This is a genomic window from Polaribacter sp. BAL334, assembly GCF_015767435.1.
Classification (GTDB): domain Bacteria; phylum Bacteroidota; class Bacteroidia; order Flavobacteriales; family Flavobacteriaceae; genus Polaribacter.
Genome location: NZ_JADWOV010000285.1, coordinates 43,645 through 63,513, shown reverse-complemented (window position 1 = coordinate 63,513; position 19,869 = coordinate 43,645). Strand labels below are relative to the sequence as shown.

The window sequence follows — 19,869 nt, the reverse complement described above, 5'->3', positions numbered from 1 at the left end:
TCAAAGATGAAAACAATTATTGTGATGAATAATTGAAAAATTGTGAATTTGTGGCAAAAAAATTTATGTTACTATTCAATAATATCATGATAACAAAAAATTATTCATTCGGCTCAACATGAATCAAAACCTGTCCAATGCCATCTATATTGTTCTTCAAATAATCTTTCAAGGCATGCGCAATGTCATGACCCTCTTTCACTGTGATTTTTGCATCCACAATGATATGCAAATCAATATGAAATTTCATACCTGCTTTGCGAATAAAACATTTTTCTGTATCTAAAACTCCCTGAACTTCTGTAGATTTTTTTCTGATTTCCGCCAATAAATCATCATACAAATGCTCGTCCATGATTTCACCCAAAGCCGGTCTAAAAATCAAATAACTATTGTATAAAATAAATCCTGATGCTAACAATGCAGCCCAATCATCTGCAGTTTCATACCCTTCTCCAAAAATCAACGCAATCGAAATTCCGATAAATGCCATGACCGAAGTTATTGCATCACTTCTATGGTGCCAAGCATCTGCTTTTAAAGAAGAACTGTTGATTTCTTTGCTTTTTTTGATGACAATTCTGTAGGAAATTTCTTTCCATAAAATGATGATTCCCAAAACCATCAATGTCCATGATTTGGGCGATTTATGAGGAATTTGAATGTTTTGGATACTTTCATGAGCGATGATTCCTGCGGAGATTACTAAAAAAACAACCACCAAAAACGTGATCAAAGGTTCTATTTTTCCATGTCCATAAGGATGATTTTTATCAGCAGGACGTTTGGCATATTTCAAACCAAACAACACCAATAAGGATGAAAAAATATCTGTAGTGGATTCAATAGCATCTGCAATCAAGGCATACGAATTCCCGAAAAACCCTGCCAATCCTTTTACAATTGCCAAAATGGTATTGCTTACAATACTAAAATAAGTGGTTTTTATGGCTGATTGTTCTTGGCTCATTTTTGAAGTATGAAGAATCTGTTATTTTGAAACTCGATATGCAATTGATATTTTTCAGCAATATAAGCAATCGTTTTGGAAGTATATATAAAAACGTGTGTTGGGTCTTTGCGATAATACCAATTGGGAAAAGCAATCACACCATCATACAAATGTGTCATAATTAGCAATCTTCCTGATGTTTTCAAAAGACGTAACAATTTTTCAATTTCTTGTTTTGGATGGTAAAAATGTTCAAAAACCTCACAACTAAAAATGTAATCGTATTGAAAATTGAGGTAAGATTCATCTGTAAAAAAATAAGGATCGTACAATTTCACTCGGTAATGTTGGTCATGCAACTGTTTGCTAATCACAGGTCCTGTGCCACAACCAAAATCTAAACCCAACTGATTTGGCGAATACTTTTCTAAAATATAATTGGTGATTGGTGATGTAAATTGCTGATATCCAACATCATTTACATCATTATTATGAATTTCATAGCGTTCTTTTTCCTGATGTTCATCCAAATAAAACGCATTGTCTTTTACATACGCATCACAGGTTTGGCAATGAAAGTAAAAAGCATCTATGGGATGTTCTAACAAGTTTTCGCAAAGTGGACAGTGCACGAGTGTTGGATTGAAAATGATACTACAAAGCTAGTCATAAAAGAATAATTCGCATAAAAACTACATTTTAATTCTATGCTTTTTTATATATTCGCTTGAAATAGAAGCGCTTTTTAAGTATCATCTTGTAATTGATAGATTTTATAGAAGTTTTATAAAACCTAAAAAAGTTACATAAACCTGCGCCTATTAAATATTTGGCTGTAATATAAACTAAACGCAAGTGAGAAACCTGAAATCAAGCATTGTACTTATTACATTAATTTTTTTCTCAATCAATAGTTATTGTCAGAAGAAATTTAAAGTAAAGATTGAGGAAAAATATGAAACAGTAAATCAATATTATCTTGTTGATGAAAAAGAAAATATTTTACACGAACTTGATACGTCAAAATATTATGCTTTTTTAACAGAAAATTCTTTGAAACACTTTGCTGTTTTCGGAATAAAAGGAGAATCTGGTTGGTCAGCAATTGACTCTAATGAAAAAATCCTTTTTAAAGTTTATAATTCTGTAAATGGAGAACCTTCACCTGACAATTTAATAGAGAATAAAATCAGAATAATTGACAAAAATGATAAAATTGGTTTTGCTAATGAAAAAGGAGAAATTATAATAAAACCTCAATTTGAAGTAATTACTTCATTTCAAAATAACAGAGCAATATTTGGAAAAAAATGCGAAAAAGAATATTGGGAAAAGGAAAAACACGAAAATGGGTGTAATCATTTTTCGATTAAATGTGCTCAACATGGAATTATAAATGAAAAAGGAGAAATATTAAAATTTGGGAATTACACATTTGAGGAAATTGCGACAGAAATAAATTGGAAAAACGAATAAAATACTTCAGCCAATAACGTAAAAAACTTATTGCTGGATTTTTGCTTACTAGCGAAAAGAGTATGCTCAACAACCAAGATTAACATAAAAATCATAAAATCGCAATCAGGAAATACATGCAACAACCAAAAACATCAACCCAAAAAAATGTTCTTTCAAAATTGAAAAAATATCCTGCCACACTTTTTATTTTCAAATGGACATTCATCAGCCTTTGTTTAGGTCTTTTGATTGGAAGTGCTTCTGCGGGTTTTTTACAATCATTGGATTGGGCAACTGATTTTCGTGAAAATCATCTTTGGATTATTGCCTTATTGCCCATTGGAGGTTTGGGAATTGGATTGGTCTATCATTATTATGGGAAAGAAGTGGTTGCTGGAAACAATTTGTTGATTGATACCATTCATGCGCCTCAAAAAACGATTCCGTTTATCATGGCCCCTTTTGTGTATGCAGGCACCATCATCACTCACTTTTTGGGAGGTTCTGCAGGACGTGAAGGCACTGCATTGCAAATGGCTGGCGCTATTGCAGACCAGTTTAGCAAACCATTGCGCTTATCAACAGAAGACCGAAAAATACTATTGATTGCTGCTGTTGCTGGTGGATTTGGGTCTGTTTTTGGAACGCCATTGGCAGGTGCAATCTTTGCGTTAGAGTTTTTCTTGATTGGGAAAATCAGTTACAGCGCTATTTTTCCGGCATTTGTTACGGCGATTTTTGCTGATATTGTCACCAAACTTTGGGAAACACCACATACCTCCTATTACATTGATAGCATTCCTTCTGTTTCTATTACCACAATTTTATATGCCATTGCTGCAGGAATTGTCTTTGGAATTTGTGCAGCCACGTTTAGTAAATTCATGCACATCACCACTGATGTGTTTAAAAAGCGAATCACCTATCCTCCATTTCGTCCGTTGATTGGTGGGATTTTGGTGGCTGTTGCTGTTTTTGCAATAGGAACTACCAAGTATATTGGATTGGGAATTCCTACGATTGTAGCCTCTTTTGAAACGCAATTGCCCATGTATGATTTTGCCATCAAAATGGCATTTACCATACTTACATTAGCTGCTGGATTTAAAGGTGGAGAAGTGACGCCCTTATTTTTTATTGGAGCCACTTTAGGCAGTGCTTTGAGTTTGTTTATTCCACTACCCACAGCATTGTTGGCTGGAATGGGATTTGTAGCGGTTTTTGCAGGAGCAACCAATACACCTATTGCGTGCACGTTCATGGCCATTGAATTATTTGGCATAGAATGTGGGGTTTTTGTAGCCATTGGGTGTGTAGTTTCCTATTTACTTTCAGGGCATACAAGCATCTACCAAAGGCAAGTTATTGGCGAACCAAAACAAATTCAATTTATGCAAGCGCAAAACAAACGAGTGAATGAGTTGTAAAGAAGGATTTTAAATGTTGAGGTTTACAATAATTAGTTCATTAAATTTTGTAACTTTATAATGGATTTAAAACAAAAAAATGAATACAATTGAATTGAAACAAGAATTAATTCACCGAATTTCAAGGATTGATGATACTGAGTTTCTTATTGCTATCAAGACAATCTTAGATTACAATAAAAAAGAATCGTTTATTGAAATTTCTCCAGAATTAGAGCAAGAACTACTTTTTGCGAGTTCAGAAGGAAAAAAAGGAATTGTAATTTCGCAATCAGAAATGGATCAAAAAGTATCAGAATGGTTGAACGAAATGTAATTTGGACAAAATTATCAGAAATTCAACTACAAGAAATCCTTGATTACTTTAACAAAAGAAACAAGAGCTTACAGTATTCAAAAAAAACATCAGAAACCTTTCCAATTTCACATTCCAATTCACAATTCTGAACCCAATAAAATTTCATAATTTCATAATATACAATTGACAATTAATACATTTCTTTACGTTGTCAAACGAATTACTTACAATTGTAAAAAATGGATATTCAACGATTAGAAAAAGAATTGTCGCAACTACTTTTAGAGCTGAATGCTAGTGAAGCACTTATCAATAAATTAACGCTTCATGTGGATGAAAAATATAAGTTAAGTGCCAAAAACTTACTGCGCTATTTGATTTTGAGAAGCAAAGATTTGAGATCCTATCATGGTATGTTGTCCGATTTGGGCATTTCGTCTTTACGTTCTGGAGAGGGTTATGTGTATAGCAATTTATATAGCGTGGTTCGAAATATTCATCTTATCCAAAACTCACCTTTTGAAATCGATAAAAATGTGGACATCATTGGCTATACCAATAGCATGCGATTGATCAAAGAGCATACAGCACAATTATTTAACCAAGGTAGTAAAGAAAAAAGAGCTGTTATTATGGTCACCTTGCCTGATGAAACTGCTGAAGACAAAGAATTGATTCAAAAAATGGTTGCTCACGGAATGAAAATTGCCCGAATAAATTTAGGTCATGGTGATGAGTCCATCTGGAAAAAAATGGTTGAGAATATTAAAAGTGTTGAAAAAGAAACTGCCCAAAAAATACAGATTTATATTGATTTGTCAGGACCTAAACTGAGAACTTCAAAAATAGCGCACAAAAGTAAAGACGGTAAAATAAAAGATAAAATAAGCATTGAAGTTGGCGAAAAAATCATCCTACACAAAGCTTCCATTTCCTTTGATACTTCTTTCTTAAAAAAACACAAAAAAATAGTTGAAGTGGTGCTTGAGCAAGTGGTGGACGAAACTCAAATTGGAGATTCTTTGCTGTTTGATGACGGAATGATCAAAACAAAAGTGATTGAAAAAAACAATCATTATTTGGTGTTGAAAATTACGGAATGCTATAAAACCAAGTTGGGTTCTTATAAAGGAATCAACTTACCAAACACCAAACTGAGTCTTCCTGCTTTGACAGAACAAGATATGGAAGTGCTGCCATTTGCCTGTAAATATGCAGATATTATTGGATATTCGTTTGTGCGAAATAGCGAAGATGTGCGTCAATTATATGAAGCTTTGCAAAAAAACAATGCAAAAGATGTGGGCATTGTTTTTAAAATAGAAAATAAAGAAGCATTCGAAAACTTGCCTGATATTCTCCTAAAAGGCATGGAACGCAACAAAATAGGTGTGATGATTGCACGTGGAGATTTGGCTGTAGAAATTGGTTTTGAACGAATTTCGGAAGTACAAAATCAAATTCTTTGGTTGTGCGAAGCTGCTCACGTTCCTGTTATTTGGGCTACACAAGTGTTGGATAATTTGGCGAAAACGGGCATCCCTACAAGAGCAGAAATCAGTGACGCTGCATTGTCAGTGAAAGCAGAATGTGTCATGCTCAATAAAGGCCCTTATATTTTGGAAACTATCAAAGTTTTGAAAGATATTCTCACACGAATGGAAGAACATTCTTTCAAGAAAAAAGACGAATTACGTGCGCTGAATATTGCAAAACGTTTTGTTAAGAAAATCAATTCGTAATTGTAGTTTTTGAAGTAGACAAAAGAGAATAGACAAAAGATAAGAGACTGATCAACTGTTTTAAAGAGATGAAGTCGTTTGTTTTATTGGTTTAGGTAATTACCTATTGGGTAAAATTTATTATTTGCCACGAATTCACAAATTGTAAGGATTTCATCACAATAACTGTTTTTATCATTGATGAAAATCCGTGAATTCGTGGCAATTTTATTTTAAAATTCAATTACACAACAGGTTAAAATTAAGATTCCTTAACCTCATCCGTTGTTTCCGAACTTTCTTTTGTTTGATTTTCTGCTCCTTTTAAGAAACTTGGCAAATTCAATCCTGCCATATTGAACAAATCATTCAAAGGTGGCACTGTTTTCATCATTCCTGAAACAAAATTTGCAGTGGACGAATTCCCATTTTCACCTTGTCCATTTCCTGAATCCCACACAGTGATTTTATCAATTTTAATGTTTTTCACAGCTTCTACTTGCGTTCTTACCAATTCAGGCAATTTTTCAATCAACAATAACTGAAACGCTTTGTTTGGGTCACCTCCTGCTGCTGCCACCACATCTTTATATCCTTGTGCTTGTTTTGTCAATATTTCAAAAAGTCCATTTGCTTCTGCTTCCATTTTCGCAAAAATAGCATCTGCTTCCCCTTTTGCGTTTTCTCTGATTGTTTCTGCAGCAGCTTGTGCTTCAATAATGGCTCTTTGTTTGGCAATTTCTGCTGGTACTACAATATTCGCAATTTGTGTAGAACGCTCTCTTTCAGAACGCGCTAATTCGGCTTTTTGCTCAGCAACATACGATTCTTCCAATGCTTTTGCTTGTTGTACTTTTTCTGATGCCAACGCAGTTCTCAAAGCTTCTGCTTCTTTTTCTCTTCTGTTTGCCTCAGATTGTGCAATCGCAATTTTCGCTTCGTTTTCTCCTTGGATGGCAAGCGCATTTGCTTCGGATGTTTTTACTCTTGTATCTCTTGCGGCTTCTGCTTTTCCAATAGTTTCATCTCTTACTGCAGTGGCAATACTAATTTCTTTGTCTTTTTGGGTGATGGCAATTTTTACATCTCTATCTCTATGTGTTTCAGCAATTTGAGTATCTTTTTCTCTGTCTGCCATTGCCTTTCCTGTTTCCCCAATTTTTTCTTGCTCAGCTACACTAATTTTCGCTTCGTTGATGGCTTTCGCAGCTGCTTCTTTTCCTAAAGCTTCTATATATCCTGATTCGTCTTTGATATCTGTTACGTTTACGTTTATCAATTTCAAACCGATTTTTTTCAATTCGCTATCCACATTTTTAGAGATATTATCCAAAAATTTATCACGATCAGAGTTGATTTCTTCAATGGTCATCGTGGCAATCACCAAACGCAATTGACCAAACAAAATGTCTTTTGCCAATTCTTGAATTTGCTCAGACGTCAATCCTAAAAGTCGTTCAGCAGCTGTATTCATACTATCAGATTCTGTAGAAATGGCAATTGTAAAACGACAAGGAACATCTACTCGAATGTTTTGACGGCTCAGTGCATTCGTTAAATTTGCTTCAATTGACAAAGGTTTTAAATCCAAAAAAGCATAATCCTGAATTACCGGCCAAATAAAAGCCCCTCCACCATGCACACATTTTGCTGATGAACCTCCTGTTCGTCCATAAATAACCAATATTTTGTCGGAAGGACAACGTTTGTATCTTGAAACTAAGGCAGATATAGTTACAAAAAGTACAACTGCGGCAACTATAATAATAATGATGGGTGAAAACATATGAGTGGATTAAAGGGTTTCTACGATTAAAATACGATCTTCTATTCTGATTACTTTTACTACTTTTCCTGAGGGAATTTTTTCATTTTCGGTCATGGCATCCAATTCATGAAAAGCGCCTTTTACACTAATCATGATTTTGCCTTTGCCTGATTTATTTTCGGGAATTGTCAGATACACATCCGCTGTTTTATGCAATGTATCTGTTATTTTGAATGAATTGTCTTCTGCCAATTTTTGCACTTGATTGATGATGATAAAAAACAGATACACAAACAAGATTCCTACAACTAATGAAATAAAAATCAGTAAAAGGCTGTTGGAAATGGTTTCATAAAAAGAAATTCCTGTCCAACTAAATCCCAATAAAAAGTTGATTAAGTTTCTCAATGAGAATAGTTGAAACGGAGTTTCTGTACCGCTTAAATCTCCATCAAAATCAGCTTCTAATCCATCAGAAGCATCACCACCCACAAAAGTTAAGATTGTTTGAATGATAAAAATAACACTTGACGGAATTGCCACAAACCAAAAAGTTCTGAGTAATGGCTCTAAATTTTCTAATATTTCCATAGCTATCAAATTTAAGTCATTTTAATTGATTTCTCATCAAATGACATAGAATAAAATTACTGAATTACAGCTTTTTTACTATTTCCAAAAATAACAAAATTTATGAATTACCCATCACTTTTTTAAAAATAGTTCACTGTTTATTTTAGGGTTTCTATTGTTTAAGGGTTTCTATTGTTTAAGGGTTTCTATTGTTTAAGGGTTTCTATTGTTTAAGGGTTTCTATTGTTTAAGGGTTTCTATTGTTTAAGGGTTTCTGTTGTTTAAAAGTTTCCGTGGTTTTTAAGGTTACAATTTAGAGCCTTCGCCTTAGCCTTTGCCTTCGCCTTCGTCTTAGTTTCTGTTGTTTCTATTGTTTCTGTTGTTGTTAAGTTTACATTGTTGAGCCTTTGCCTTCGCCTTCGTCTTAGTTTCTGTTGTTTAAAAGTTTCTGTGGTTTTTAAGTTTACGATTTAAAGCCTTCGCCTTAGCCTTCGCCTTCGCCTTTGCCTTCGTCTAAGTTTCTATTGTTTAAAAGTTTTTGTGGTTATTTAGGTAACGAATTAGAGCCTTCGCCTTCGCCTTTGCCTTAGTTTCTATTGTTAATAAGTTTACGATTAGAGCCTTTGCCTTTGCCTACATGTCATATAAAAACTTAATTAGGTGTCATCATTTTATTACTTCATTGTCACAATGCTACATCAATTCATTGATTTTGATAAAAAAGTGAACAAAAACCTAAAATTGTTAAAAACTTTAAGCAAATAGTATAAAATAAATTTTTTGAAACTTCTTTATGTGAAAAGTACCCCTTATCTTTACAAACGTAAAAAAGCCCAAACTTTGCGGATTTGGACTTTTTTAGATGTTGTAGTTTCTGTGAAGAAACTAACTTTGTCTTGAGTCTTCAAAGTTACACAAAACTACACGACAAAAAATTTTTTTTAACAAAAAATTTTTTTTTTGATGTTGGCTTCCGCAACCCAACATGAAGTGACAAAGGACTGTAAGAGATCCTAAACATTCTAATTTTTCTTCTTTATTCCCTGAGTTGGGTAGCAAAGTTTGTTTTGAAAAAATCGTTCAAAACAATGCATCAATTGCAAAGAAACTGTCTAAAAACGTAGTAAAAAAAGTCGTTGCGACTCCTTTTTGAAGAAGTTGCAACAAATAGTGTTAATCTCATTTAAAAAATAGAACAAATGAAATTAAAACCAGTACAAAAGTTCAATCCGCAAGACGCGGGTGGTGATAGAAAGTTTTACGCGCAAGCAGTAGCAACGGGTAAAATAGATTTAAAACGATTGGCATACCTAGTATCCAATCAAAGTTCGGTTAGGGAGGGAGACTGTTATGCAGTCATCCTGTCAATGGTGCACAACATTATGGACGAACTCAAACAAGGTAAAATTGTCAAGTTGGATAGACTTGGTTCTTTTCAACTAAGTGTGAGTTCAGAAGGAGTGCCTACCAAAGACCAAGTGAACGGAAATCTTGTAAAAGACATCCGTATCAACTTCCGTCCTGACGAAGACATGAAGGGCACCTTGAACACGAAAACAGTGAAATTCACCATCAGTGATTCCCTGATTTAGCGAACAAAAAGTCCGAATGTAACAAAACCTCAATAGCGAAAGCTATTGGGGTTTTTTGTTGTTTTTACCCTAAATTGCAGTACTGCAACGACTTCAGAGCAGTACTGGGTTGGTCTCAGAGCAGTACTGCTTTGCATGAAGAGCAGTACTGCAACGACCTCAGACCAGTACTGCAACCAAAACGAAGCTGTACTACACTGAAACCGACGCTTTTTAGGGACTAAAAACCCGTTTTATGAGCCTATAAACAGTGTTTTACTCCTAAAAACAGGCCTAAAAAGCACTAAAAAAACCAACTTTTTACACCAAAAACACTCATTTTTAGCCTAAAAAGCGCCCTAAAATACCCTAAAATGAGGGCTTTTTTGGTAGAAATTTCCCCCCAAAAGGCTCTTAAACCGAGTAAAAATGAGATTGAATTTGACTTTTTTTTAGGGGATTTTTCCGGTATTTGCTATTGGGATGCAGATGATATTGGTTTTATTTGTATTTTGGGGGCTGTATATGCAACTGAGTTTTTTATAAAAAGTTAGATGAAGTTGCACATATCAATTAGTTTTGTAACATGCTAAAAGAGCTTGAATTTTTGAAAAGATTAAAAGATATAGAAAAGAAAAAGCAATGAATAAAAAAAACCTATCAGAAAGAGATATTTGCACAAAGTTTATAACGCCTGCCGTTGAAAAATCAGGATGGAATAAGCTTACTCAATTATTGGAAGAGGTTTCATTTACAGATGGTAAAATACACGTAAGAGGAAAACTTACCGCAAGAGGAAATAAAAAACGTGCTGATTATATTCTTTATTACAAACCAAATATTTCTGTTGCTATCATTGAGGCAAAAGACAACAAACATTCAGTAAGAGCAGGAATTCAGCAGGCTTTAGACTATGCAAAGATTTTAGATATTCCTTGTGTTTTTAGTAGCAATGGGGATGGTTTTTTGTTTCACGACAGAACAGCTACTGACGGAAATATTGAAACAGAAATTGATATTGACAATTTTCCTACTCCTGAAGAACTTTGGGAGAAATACAAAAAATACAAAGGAATTACCACACCAGCTGCTGAGAAAATTGCTTCCCAAGATTACTTTTTTGACGGAACAAACCGAAAACCAAGATATTACCAACAAATTGCCATCAATAGAACTGTAGAGGCAATCGCCAATGGACAAAACCGAATTATTTTGGTAATGGCTACTGGAACAGGCAAAACATACACAGCTTTTCAAATCATTCACCGACTTTGGAAAAGTGGTGCTAAAAAGCGAATCCTTTTTTTAGCAGATAGAAATGCATTGATTAACCAAACTCGAAGGGGCGATTTTAAACATTTTAAAGATAAAATGACGGTTGTTAAACAACGTCAAATTGATAAAAGTTATGAAATTTATTTGGCGCTATATCAGGGTTTGAGTGGCTCAGATGAAGATGCAAATGTTTATAAACAGTTTTCTCGTGACTTTTTTGATTTGATTGTTATTGACGAATGTCATAGAGGAAGTGCCAAAGAAAATAGTAGTTGGAGAGAAATTTTAACCTACTTTGAAAAAGCCACTCATATTGGTTTGACAGCTACGCCCAAAGAAAGTAATGAAGCAAGTAATTCAGAATATTTTGGTGAGCCTGTTTATACTTATTCATTAAAACAAGGAATTGATGATGGTTTTTTAGCTCCTTATCGTGTTGTGCGTATTGCATTAAATGTAGATGCGGAAGGTTGGAGACCTCATCAAGGTAAAACCGATAAAGAAGGTATTGAAATTGAAGATAGAATATACAATCGTAAAGACTTTGATAAAAGTTTAGTTATTGAAGAGCGGACAGACATTGTGGCTAAAAAACTCACAGAATTCTTAAAAGGGTATGATCGCTTTGCAAAAACGATTGTGTTTTGTGTTGATATTGACCATGCTGAGCGAATGAGAACTGCTTTGGCAAAACACAACCCTGACTTGGTTGCTGATAATTACAAATATATTATGCAAATTACGGGAGATAATGACGAAGGAAAACGTGAACTTGATAACTTTATCAATCCTGAAGAAAAATATCCTGTGATTGCAACTACTTCCGAATTGATGACAACGGGTGTAGATGCTCAAACTTGTAAAGTAATTGTATTGGATGCCAACATCAATTCAATGACAAAATTCAAACAAATTATTGGGCGTGGAACCCGAATCAATGAAGAATATGGAAAACTATTTTTTACCATCTTAGATTTTAGAAATGCCACAGATTTGTTTGCTGACCCTCAATTTGATGGTGACCCAATCAGAGTAAAACCAGTTACTGAAACTACTGATTTGGGCGATATTATCAGTGAAGAAGAACAAAGCGAAAATCCTATCATTGATTTAGAAACAGGGGAAGAAATAGAAATGATTATTCCTAAAATTCGATATCCAGAAGAAGAAACTAATGCAACTGGTGTACATGAACCTAGAAGAAAAGTATATGTAAATGGTATAGATGTCTCCGTTTTAATAAGCCGTGAAATGTATTTTGACCAACATGGAAAACCCATCACAACAAGTTTAAAAGACCATACAAAAGAAATTATAAAAGGAAACTTTGTTTCTTTAAATGACTTTTTAAACACCTGGAATGCTACAGACCGAAAAGAAGCAATCATCACCCAATTGCAAGAACAAGGTGTTATGGTTGAGGCTCTTTACGAAGCTGTAGATAAGCAAGTTGATTTGTTTGATTTGATTTGCCACATTGCCTATGACCAACCACCATTGACAAGATTGGAAAGAGCAAACAACGTAAAAAAACGAAATTACTTTACAAAATACGGCGAGCAAGCAAAAAATGTATTGGAGGCTTTGCTAGATAAATATGCTGATGAAGGCATAGCCAATATTGAAAGTTTTGAAGTTTTAAGAGTAAATCCGTTTGATAAATTTGGCTCACCACTTGAAATTATCAATCAATTTGGCAGCAAAGCAAATTATTTAAAAGCGGTAAAAGAATTAGAAATTGAATTGTATAAAACAGCGTAACCAACAAATAGGGACTTTTGTGAATTGTGGAACAAGCCACAGACACACCTGTCCCCAAAGTACCTAAAATAATGAAAGAAGAAAAAGAAAATAGTAAAGGTTTTATACCACTGCATGGTGGTTATAAAAACCTGATTACCTATCAGAAATCTGAAATTATTTATGATGGCACCATCTATTTTACCAAACGTTTTTTTCAAAAGTATGATAGAACCATAGACCAAATGGTGCAAGCTGCAAGAAGTGGAAAGCAAAATATTGTTGAGGCAAGCATGGCATCAGGCACTTCTAAAGAAATGGAAATAAAGCTAACAAATGTCGCAAGAGCATCTTTAGAAGAATTAAAAATTGATTTCCAAGATTTTTTAAGAACTAATAAATTGCCAATTTGGGATAAGGAGCATAAGTTGACAACTAGATTTAGGGAACTAAACAGAACACCAAATGCTACTTATGAAACTTACCAAAAAGCTATTGAACATGAGCAACCGGAAATTTGTGCCAATTCAATGATTTGTTTGATAAATATTGTTAGCTATTTGCTGAATCAGCAAATAAAGCAACAAGAAAAAGCATTTATCAATGAAGGTGGCTTAAGAGAAAGAATGACAAAGGCACGATTAAACATACGTAACAATAATAAATAATACATTTTTGGGATAGGAAGGACACAGGCGACAAGTCGCACGTTGTCGCAAAAGTCCCTAATAACTAAAACAACACATGAGTAACATAGGAGGCGTAATAAAAAGCATACAAAAAATAATGTGGCAAGACACAGGTCTTAATGGTGATGCACAACGCATTGAGCAATTAGGGTGGATGCTTTTCTTGAAAATATTTTCGGATAAAGACAAAGAATTGGAATTGTTAGATGATAGCTATACATCGCCAATTCCCGACAAATTTCATTGGGTAAAAGAAAAAGGCAATTGGGCTGGAGATGATGAAGGAATGACAGGTGATGAACTTTTAGAGTTTGTAGACAGACAATTATTCCCTGCATTGCGCAATTTAGATTTAAGCACAGGCAACCAACGTGCAGTAATAGTTCGTGAAGTATTTGAAGGCAATAACAACTATATGAAAAGCGGTATCAACATTCGTAAGGTGTTGAACAAGCTAAATGAAATAGATTTTAACATTGCCAAAGATCGTCATGCATTTGGTGAATTGTACGAAACCATTTTAAAGGAATTGCAAAGTGCTGGCAAAAGTGGTGAGTTTTATACACCAAGAGCCATTACACAGTTTATTACTGAAATAATTAATCCGCAATTGGGCGAAAAAATATTGGATCCTGCATGCGGAACAGGTGGTTATTTAACATGTGCTATTGAGCATTTAAAAAAGCAAGCCAAAAATATTGAAGAACGCAAAAGCATTGAACAAAACATTGCAGGTTGGGAATACAAGCCTTTGCCCTATTTATTGGCAACCACCAATTTAATTTTACACGACATTGAAATACCCAATATTAAATTTGGGGATGCTTTAGACCAACCTTTGAGTGCCTTTACTGAAAAACACAGAGTAAATGTTATTTTAGCAAACCCGCCCTTTGGTGGGATTGTTGCCAATAATAATGAAGCAAATTTTCCACAAACCTATCGTACCAAAGAAAGTGCCGACTTGTTTTTAATCTTGATGATTCATTTGCTAAAACAAGACGGACGAGCAGGTATTGTGTTGCCCGATGGCAGTTTAACAGGCGATGGCGTAAAACAACGCATACGCCAAAGACTCTTGGAAGAATGCAACCTGCACACCATTATTCGTTTGCCAAATTCGGTGTTTCAACCCTATGCAACTGTGGCTACTAACTTATTGTTTTTTGACAAAGGCACCCCTACCAAAGACATTTGGTACTATGAACACAGAATGCCAGAGGGTTATAAAGCCTACAACAAAACACGCCCCATACAAACCAAAGAATTTGACCCCATTAAAAAATGGTGGCACAAACGCAAAGAAAGTGATATTGCGTGGAAAGTGAACATAAACACTATTATAGAACGTGGGTATGATTTAGACATTAAAAACCCAACCAAACCTGAAGAGGAAAAGGAATATAGCAGTGCTGAACTGATTGAAATGCTTTCAAAAAGTTTTAAAAAAAGTAATTCTTTGCTATCCCAAATAAAAGAAACTTTATAATGGGAAGAGGAAGAAAACCAATATCTAATTTCAATGGTTCAGAATGGGAAACTGTTTTTTACAATTCTGTAGGTACTTATGTACAGTATATAAATATTCAATTATCAAAAGAATATAAACTCGAACCTTTATCAAATCATTTAAAAATTGTTGGTGGATATGCTTTTAAAACAGCAGAATATAAAAATCAAGGTATTCCAATAATTAGAATTTCCGATTTTAATAATGAGCAAATCGTTTTGAAAGATGTTGTTTATTATCAAGAAGCAAAAGAATTAGATAGATACCAATTAGTTGAAGGCGATATAATTATTGCATTAACTGGTGGTACTATCGCAAAATTGGCAATTGTTCAGAATGGTTTGGGAAAAATATATTTGAACCAGCGTGTAGGTAAATTTCAGGCATTAAAACCTGATGAGTTTGAAGTAGAATATATTTACTGGTTAGCAAGAAGTATACAAAGTATTATTAAAAATTTAGCTTGGGGTGCTGCAATACCAAATGTAAGTCCAAAACAAATTGAAGCGTTGAAATTCCCATTTCCAACAAAGGAAACTCAAAGGGGCATAATTGACTTCTTAAATGATTTAAAGAATAATGATTTAAAAGAAGACAAAATCTATTTTGATGTCTTAATTGAAAATGAAATTGTTGCTTTACACGAAAAGCAATTTACGACAAGTTCAATCTCTATCGAACTCACCCACCAACTCACTTTACTTAAAAAACTCCGTCAGCAATTATTGCAAGATGCAGTGCAAGGCAAGTTGGTAGCCCAAAATAAAAAGGACGAACCAGCAAGCGAATTGCTAAAAAAGATAAAAGCCGAAAAGAAATTTAAAAAAGAATTGCCTCCCTTAAAACCCGAAGAGTTATCATTTGAAATACCTTCTAACTGGACTTGGTGCAGATTAGGAGAAATTGCAGAAATAGTGCGAGGAGGTTCACCAAGACCAGCAGGTGACCCAACATTTTATGGTGGTGCAATACCATTCTTAAAAGTAGGCGACTTAACAGGATACGAAGATATTTATGTTAGAACACATACATATTCAATTAAAGAAGCAGGTCTCCATAAAACAAGATTTGTTGAAGCAGATACGTTAATGTTAACTAATAGCGGTGCAACATTAGGCATTCCAAGAATCTGCACTTTTCCAACAACCTTTAATGACGGTATTGCTGCATTTTTAAATTTGAATAATATCGATAAAGTTTATCTCTACTATTTTTTAAAATCGAAATCCGCTTGGTATTTAAAAGAAGCATCAAGAGGTCAAGGGCAACCAAATTTAAATACAGATATTATTGCTTTAACTCCTTTTCCTCTTCCCCCATTAAATGAACAAAAAAGAATAGTTGATAAATTGGAGCAAGCAATGCAAAATTGCAATAATTTAGAGGAAAACATCAAACAAAGTGAATCACAAAATGAAAAACTATTGCAACAGGTTTTGAGAGAGGCGTTGAGGAAGGGGAAAAAAGAGGTTGTTTTATGATTACAAAAATCAATAAACTAAAGAATTTTGGAATTTCCCGTTAGTGCATTTTATGATAAAAGAAGATATACATACAATCTTAAAAATAGTTGAGCAATTGACTAAAAGTTCGTTCACGAGCGAGACGCTCGCGTTAGCCTAGCATTTTAATATCTAGAAATTCCTTCCTAGTTTTGTAACGATAATAAACAAGCTTATAACTACCCTATGTGCTTCCACGTAAAACAAACCAGCACTGCTAAAGCCATGGAACAAAGCTTTGATGCCGAAATTGCATCAGGTTTGTTGTTTGCGCCTCAAGCCCACATCAATGGATTTAGTTTTCCGCAGATGCCTGTCATTACCCAACAAGCGCCTGAGTTGATTCAGCCTTTTGAATGGGGATTGATTCCTAGTTGGGCAAAGAATGACGACATCAAAAAAATGACCTTGAATGCCAAAATAGAAACCCTGCACGAAAAACCTGCTTTTAAAGAGGTGGTTGCCCAACGTTGTCTAATCATTGCCAACGGTTTTTACGAATGGCAATGGTTGGATCACAAAGGGAAAAACAAGATAAAATATGAAATTGGTTTAGAAAACGAAGCCTTATTTGCGTTTGCTGGGTTGTATGCGCATTGGGTAGAACCCAACAGTGGGACTATAAAAAGTACCTGCACCATCCTTACCACAGCAGCCAATGAATTGATGGCGAACATACACAATAGTAAAAAAAGAATGCCCGTTATTTTGCACCCAAAAGATGAGCAGTTATGGCTCAACCAAGCCCCTATTGCGGACGTTGCTTTTCCGTATCAAGTGCCATTGGTAGCCAAAGAAATTACCGAAAATTACCGGTTGTTTTGAGGGTGTTGGATGGGTAAAGGATTTCTTTTAAAAAATGACGTGCAGTTACTCCTGCTCATCGAAGTCACACGACTTCTAGGCTTATGAATATCTGAGATCAAAACATACAACACTTTTTAACTCCGTGCCAAACCATAAATGAATCACATTCAACATACTGCTGTGAAACAAGTGAATACGAGGCAAATTTATTTTAAAATTCAATTTCACCCAACATGTTCATTTAACAACATATTTAGGATTTAAAAATACCATTAAACGTCTAATTAATAAAGATTTATAATCCATTTACACGATAATAACTGTTATACATGTTGCTTTAATAGTATAAAATTGTATACTTTTGTAAAGTATTTAAACCATTTTTTAATTTACAAAACCATTGGCAAAAAGAATAAACATAGCAAAGACTTTCCCTAAACAAGCTTTTTGGGATATGGATAGTACTAAATTATCTGCTCAAAAAGATAAGGCTATTATTATTCCTAGAGTTTTAATGACTACCAATGAAGATACTTTTTCTAAAGACATTGCATTAGTAGAATCTGTGTATGATGCCAATGAAATTTACACTATCTTAAAAGAAAGTAAAGAACGTATAAGCAATACTGTGTGTAGATTAGTATCACAACGTTATAACAAGCCTACTTTTTTACGCTACAAGTTTTAAGAAAATGAGTGCACTATCAAACGTACTCATACAAACAATTAAAGAATTACAATCCTTACCAAGTTTATCTCAGTTTGCACTTGCAGGTGGAACAAATTTAGCCTTTCGTTTCAATCACAGAGAATCACAAGACATCGATTTATTTTGCCAAGAAATTGTGGGCGTAACGCATTTAGAAACTATCGAAAAAGAAATTATAACCTTTTACGGATAAACCAATGTAACAGGTACTGATTATCCAGCTGATAAAATAAATGACCAATATAGTTTTTTTAGATGCTTTATTTCAAAACCTTGTGGTGATTGTATAAAAGTTGAAATCATTCAAAACATGAAAATGATGGATGCTGTTGAGGTTTTAGAAGGTTTAAGATTAGTAAGCACTAAAGATATTGGTTTATTTAAATTAATAAGTAGTTCAAATAGAGCCGCTAAAAAAGATATTTACGACCTAAACTTTATTACAGAAAAAATACCAATCATAGAGTTGTTTGAAGCACTTAGAGTTAAAAAAAATATATTTAGCAAAGATGAACATAAAAATATTTTTGATTTAGATAATGATAAATGCCCATCACAATATCCTTTAGAACTTTTAAATTTTGATAATAGATCTAAAAAAAGAAATGCTATAAAACCAAATCACTCTAATGATCATATTATCATTATAGATGATAATAAAAGTTGGCGGATGGCTAGTATTCAATGGCGCATGAAACTTAGAAAATTATACAGATATTTAGATATTGTTTATCCTCTTTAAATATATAAAGCGCACCAAAGTCGTCGATTACTATGATAATTTCAAATAAAAAAAATGTAATTGCAAGAAGAGCATATATTTGGCCTAGAAATGAATAACTCCAATTTTCAAAACAACACCCTAAAAGCCAAATTTGAGCCTGATCATGGAGATTGCCTATTTTTTATTGGGCAAGATATGAGGGCTATTGGTGGTTTAGAAAAGTACAATGATGGGTATTGTGATCATTTTGAGATTCCTGCAGGAATCACTTTATATACTGGTTTTGCCAAAGGTGCAGCCTCCTTTGGATATGTGCAAAAAGGAAATGATGGGTTAAAAAGCATTGCCAATTGGGGTGCAGAAGACAGTTGTGCGCACTGTTATATAGATGCACCCAATTTTAAAAACAGTGCAATCGCCATTGGACTGTCATTAGTTGACAACGAAAAAAAGACCGCTAAAGGCACCCATGATGATTTGATAAAAGAGTTGGGCGAATGGATAAAAGAAACAAAACGCCCTGTATTTTTACGAATTGGCTACGAATTTGATGGTTGGGATTGGAATCATTATGATAAAAAATATTACTTAGCAGCTTGGAAACGCATTCATGCACTCTTTGCCAAAATGAAGGTGGATAACGTAGCTTTTGTGTGGCAATCAAAGGGAAATGGTTCTGATCAAAAAACACTAGAAGAATGGTATCCTGGGGATGATTTGGTGGATTGGTGTGGGTATTCGTATTTTGAAAATCCTGATGAGGAAATGCTCACTTTTGCCAGAAAGCATCAAAAACCAGTGTTTATTGCAGAGGCTACTCCTATCCTGTATGATGGAAAACAATTTTTTGATACCTTTTTATCAAATCCTGAACAAGCAAAAAAAGCGTGGGAGAATTGGTTTGTGCCTTTTATCAATACCCTAAATAATAACAAAGATGTGATCAAAGCATTTTCATACATCAATGTAAATTGGTCTGTACAACCCATGTGGCAAGAAAATGATTTGTTTAAACATGTAGATTCGCGGATTCAAAAAAGTGAATTCATTTCGAAAAAATGGTTGGAAGAAATTTCACATCCTAGGTATGTAAAACTTACTAGTGCGCGAATTGAAGGCGTGAATCCGCACAAACGCTAAAAAAC

19 protein-coding genes are annotated in these 19,869 nt (G+C 34.1%); 15 read left to right on the top strand and 4 right to left on the bottom strand.

Annotated features, from left to right (window positions below; translation table 11 throughout):
* Window positions 1-100 precede the first annotated feature (100 nt).
* Together IU405_RS08505 and IU405_RS08500 are read right to left on the bottom strand one after the other, a co-directional pair.
* Window positions 101-970 (bottom strand): cation diffusion facilitator family transporter, encoded by an 870-nt coding sequence (locus IU405_RS08505; RefSeq protein ID WP_197438186.1) that lies wholly within the window; start codon window positions 968-970, stop codon window positions 101-103.
* Complete coding sequence (locus IU405_RS08500) at window positions 967-1,584, bottom strand: class I SAM-dependent methyltransferase (protein WP_197438185.1); 618 nt, start codon at window positions 1,582-1,584, stop codon at window positions 967-969. Before IU405_RS08500 ends, IU405_RS08505 begins: the two co-directional genes overlap by 4 nt.
* 223 nt (window positions 1,585-1,807) lie before the next feature.
* Between IU405_RS08500 and IU405_RS08495 the strand changes: the two genes are divergently transcribed.
* From IU405_RS08495 to IU405_RS08480, 4 genes are all read left to right on the top strand, one after another.
* Complete coding sequence (locus IU405_RS08495; RefSeq protein ID WP_197438184.1) at window positions 1,808-2,428, top strand: WG repeat-containing protein; 621 nt, start codon at window positions 1,808-1,810, stop codon at window positions 2,426-2,428.
* Between the two features lie 116 nt (window positions 2,429-2,544).
* Window positions 2,545-3,837: a voltage-gated chloride channel family protein gene (locus IU405_RS08490; protein ID WP_197438183.1), complete on the top strand. Its 1,293-nt coding sequence runs from the start codon at window positions 2,545-2,547 to the stop codon at window positions 3,835-3,837.
* Window positions 3,838-3,916: 79 nt separating this feature from the next.
* Window positions 3,917-4,153, top strand: coding sequence for a hypothetical protein (locus IU405_RS08485; RefSeq protein WP_197438182.1), 237 nt, complete (start codon window positions 3,917-3,919; stop codon window positions 4,151-4,153).
* Between the two features lie 221 nt (window positions 4,154-4,374).
* Window positions 4,375-5,877, top strand: a complete 1,503-nt coding sequence (locus tag IU405_RS08480; RefSeq protein WP_197438181.1) for a pyruvate kinase — start codon at window positions 4,375-4,377, stop codon at window positions 5,875-5,877.
* 241 nt (window positions 5,878-6,118) lie between these two features.
* On the opposite strand, the gene IU405_RS08475 is transcribed toward IU405_RS08480, so the two are convergent.
* Both IU405_RS08475 and IU405_RS08470 read right to left on the bottom strand, forming a co-directional pair.
* Window positions 6,119-7,642, bottom strand: a complete 1,524-nt coding sequence (locus IU405_RS08475) for a flotillin family protein (protein ID WP_197438180.1) — start codon at window positions 7,640-7,642, stop codon at window positions 6,119-6,121.
* A 9-nt stretch (window positions 7,643-7,651) separates the two neighbouring features.
* Window positions 7,652-8,215: an NfeD family protein gene (locus IU405_RS08470; protein WP_197438179.1), complete on the bottom strand. Its 564-nt coding sequence runs from the start codon at window positions 8,213-8,215 to the stop codon at window positions 7,652-7,654.
* A 1,181-nt stretch (window positions 8,216-9,396) separates the two neighbouring features.
* Between IU405_RS08470 and IU405_RS08465 the strand changes: the two genes are divergently transcribed.
* The 11 genes from IU405_RS08465 (at window position 9,397) to IU405_RS08415 (ending at window position 19,864) form a co-directional block, all read left to right on the top strand.
* Window positions 9,397-9,789: an HU family DNA-binding protein gene (locus IU405_RS08465; protein ID WP_197438178.1), complete on the top strand. Its 393-nt coding sequence runs from the start codon at window positions 9,397-9,399 to the stop codon at window positions 9,787-9,789.
* Window positions 9,790-10,142: 353 nt separating this feature from the next.
* The gene (locus tag IU405_RS08460) at window positions 10,143-10,322 is read left to right on the top strand and encodes a hypothetical protein (protein ID WP_197438177.1); all 180 of its coding nucleotides are present in this window, start codon (window positions 10,143-10,145) and stop codon (window positions 10,320-10,322) included.
* A gap of 88 nt (window positions 10,323-10,410) precedes the next feature.
* On the top strand, window positions 10,411-12,804 hold the full coding sequence (gene hsdR / locus IU405_RS08455) for an EcoAI/FtnUII family type I restriction enzme subunit R (protein ID WP_197438176.1): 2,394 nt from the start codon (window positions 10,411-10,413) through the stop codon (window positions 12,802-12,804).
* A gap of 71 nt (window positions 12,805-12,875) precedes the next feature.
* A complete protein-coding gene (locus IU405_RS08450) occupies window positions 12,876-13,451 on the top strand; it encodes a four helix bundle suffix domain-containing protein (protein WP_197438175.1) in 576 nt (191 codons plus the stop codon).
* 76 nt (window positions 13,452-13,527) lie between these two features.
* Window positions 13,528-14,961, top strand: coding sequence for an N-6 DNA methylase (locus IU405_RS08445; RefSeq protein ID WP_197438174.1), 1,434 nt, complete (start codon window positions 13,528-13,530; stop codon window positions 14,959-14,961).
* Window positions 14,961-16,463, top strand: coding sequence for a restriction endonuclease subunit S (locus IU405_RS08440; protein ID WP_197438173.1), 1,503 nt, complete (start codon window positions 14,961-14,963; stop codon window positions 16,461-16,463). Before IU405_RS08445 ends, IU405_RS08440 begins: the two co-directional genes overlap by 1 nt.
* Window positions 16,464-16,670: 207 nt before the next feature.
* The gene (locus tag IU405_RS08435) at window positions 16,671-17,309 is read left to right on the top strand and encodes an SOS response-associated peptidase (RefSeq protein ID WP_197438172.1); all 639 of its coding nucleotides are present in this window, start codon (window positions 16,671-16,673) and stop codon (window positions 17,307-17,309) included.
* 382 nt (window positions 17,310-17,691) lie between these two features.
* Window positions 17,692-17,979 carry a DUF6922 domain-containing protein gene (locus IU405_RS08430; protein WP_197438171.1) on the top strand — a complete coding sequence of 96 codons (288 nt, stop codon included), beginning with the start codon at window positions 17,692-17,694 and terminating at the stop codon, window positions 17,977-17,979.
* 4 nt (window positions 17,980-17,983) lie between these two features.
* The gene (locus IU405_RS08425; protein ID WP_197438170.1) at window positions 17,984-18,193 is read left to right on the top strand and encodes a nucleotidyl transferase AbiEii/AbiGii toxin family protein; all 210 of its coding nucleotides are present in this window, start codon (window positions 17,984-17,986) and stop codon (window positions 18,191-18,193) included.
* A 117-nt stretch (window positions 18,194-18,310) separates the two neighbouring features.
* A complete protein-coding gene (locus tag IU405_RS08420; protein ID WP_231749629.1) occupies window positions 18,311-18,742 on the top strand; it encodes a hypothetical protein in 432 nt (143 codons plus the stop codon).
* 90 nt (window positions 18,743-18,832) lie between these two features.
* The gene (locus tag IU405_RS08415) at window positions 18,833-19,864 is read left to right on the top strand and encodes a 1,4-beta-xylanase (RefSeq protein WP_197438169.1); all 1,032 of its coding nucleotides are present in this window, start codon (window positions 18,833-18,835) and stop codon (window positions 19,862-19,864) included.
* Window positions 19,865-19,869 lie beyond the last annotated feature (5 nt).

Excerpts from the sequence above, each read along its gene's own strand:
- IU405_RS08505 (WP_197438186.1), bottom strand. The coding sequence starts at position 970 with ATGAGCCAAGAACAATCAGCCATAAAAACCACTTATTTTAGTATTGTA.
- IU405_RS08490 (WP_197438183.1), top strand. The coding sequence starts at position 2,545 with ATGCAACAACCAAAAACATCAACCCAAAAAAATGTTCTTTCAAAATTG.
- IU405_RS08485 (WP_197438182.1), top strand. The coding sequence starts at position 3,917 with ATGAATACAATTGAATTGAAACAAGAATTAATTCACCGAATTTCAAGG.
- IU405_RS08480 (WP_197438181.1), top strand. The coding sequence starts at position 4,375 with ATGGATATTCAACGATTAGAAAAAGAATTGTCGCAACTACTTTTAGAG.
- IU405_RS08475 (WP_197438180.1), bottom strand. The coding sequence starts at position 7,642 with ATGTTTTCACCCATCATTATTATTATAGTTGCCGCAGTTGTACTTTTT.
- IU405_RS08470 (WP_197438179.1), bottom strand. The coding sequence starts at position 8,215 with ATGGAAATATTAGAAAATTTAGAGCCATTACTCAGAACTTTTTGGTTT.
- IU405_RS08465 (WP_197438178.1), top strand. The coding sequence starts at position 9,397 with ATGAAATTAAAACCAGTACAAAAGTTCAATCCGCAAGACGCGGGTGGT.
- IU405_RS08460 (WP_197438177.1), top strand. The coding sequence starts at position 10,143 with ATGAGGGCTTTTTTGGTAGAAATTTCCCCCCAAAAGGCTCTTAAACCG.
- hsdR (WP_197438176.1), top strand. The coding sequence starts at position 10,411 with ATGAATAAAAAAAACCTATCAGAAAGAGATATTTGCACAAAGTTTATA.
- IU405_RS08450 (WP_197438175.1), top strand. The coding sequence starts at position 12,876 with ATGAAAGAAGAAAAAGAAAATAGTAAAGGTTTTATACCACTGCATGGT.
- IU405_RS08445 (WP_197438174.1), top strand. The coding sequence starts at position 13,528 with ATGAGTAACATAGGAGGCGTAATAAAAAGCATACAAAAAATAATGTGG.
- IU405_RS08440 (WP_197438173.1), top strand. The coding sequence starts at position 14,961 with ATGGGAAGAGGAAGAAAACCAATATCTAATTTCAATGGTTCAGAATGG.
- IU405_RS08435 (WP_197438172.1), top strand. The coding sequence starts at position 16,671 with ATGTGCTTCCACGTAAAACAAACCAGCACTGCTAAAGCCATGGAACAA.
- IU405_RS08425 (WP_197438170.1), top strand. The coding sequence starts at position 17,984 with ATGAGTGCACTATCAAACGTACTCATACAAACAATTAAAGAATTACAA.
- IU405_RS08420 (WP_231749629.1), top strand. The coding sequence starts at position 18,311 with ATGAAAATGATGGATGCTGTTGAGGTTTTAGAAGGTTTAAGATTAGTA.
- IU405_RS08415 (WP_197438169.1), top strand. The coding sequence starts at position 18,833 with ATGAATAACTCCAATTTTCAAAACAACACCCTAAAAGCCAAATTTGAG.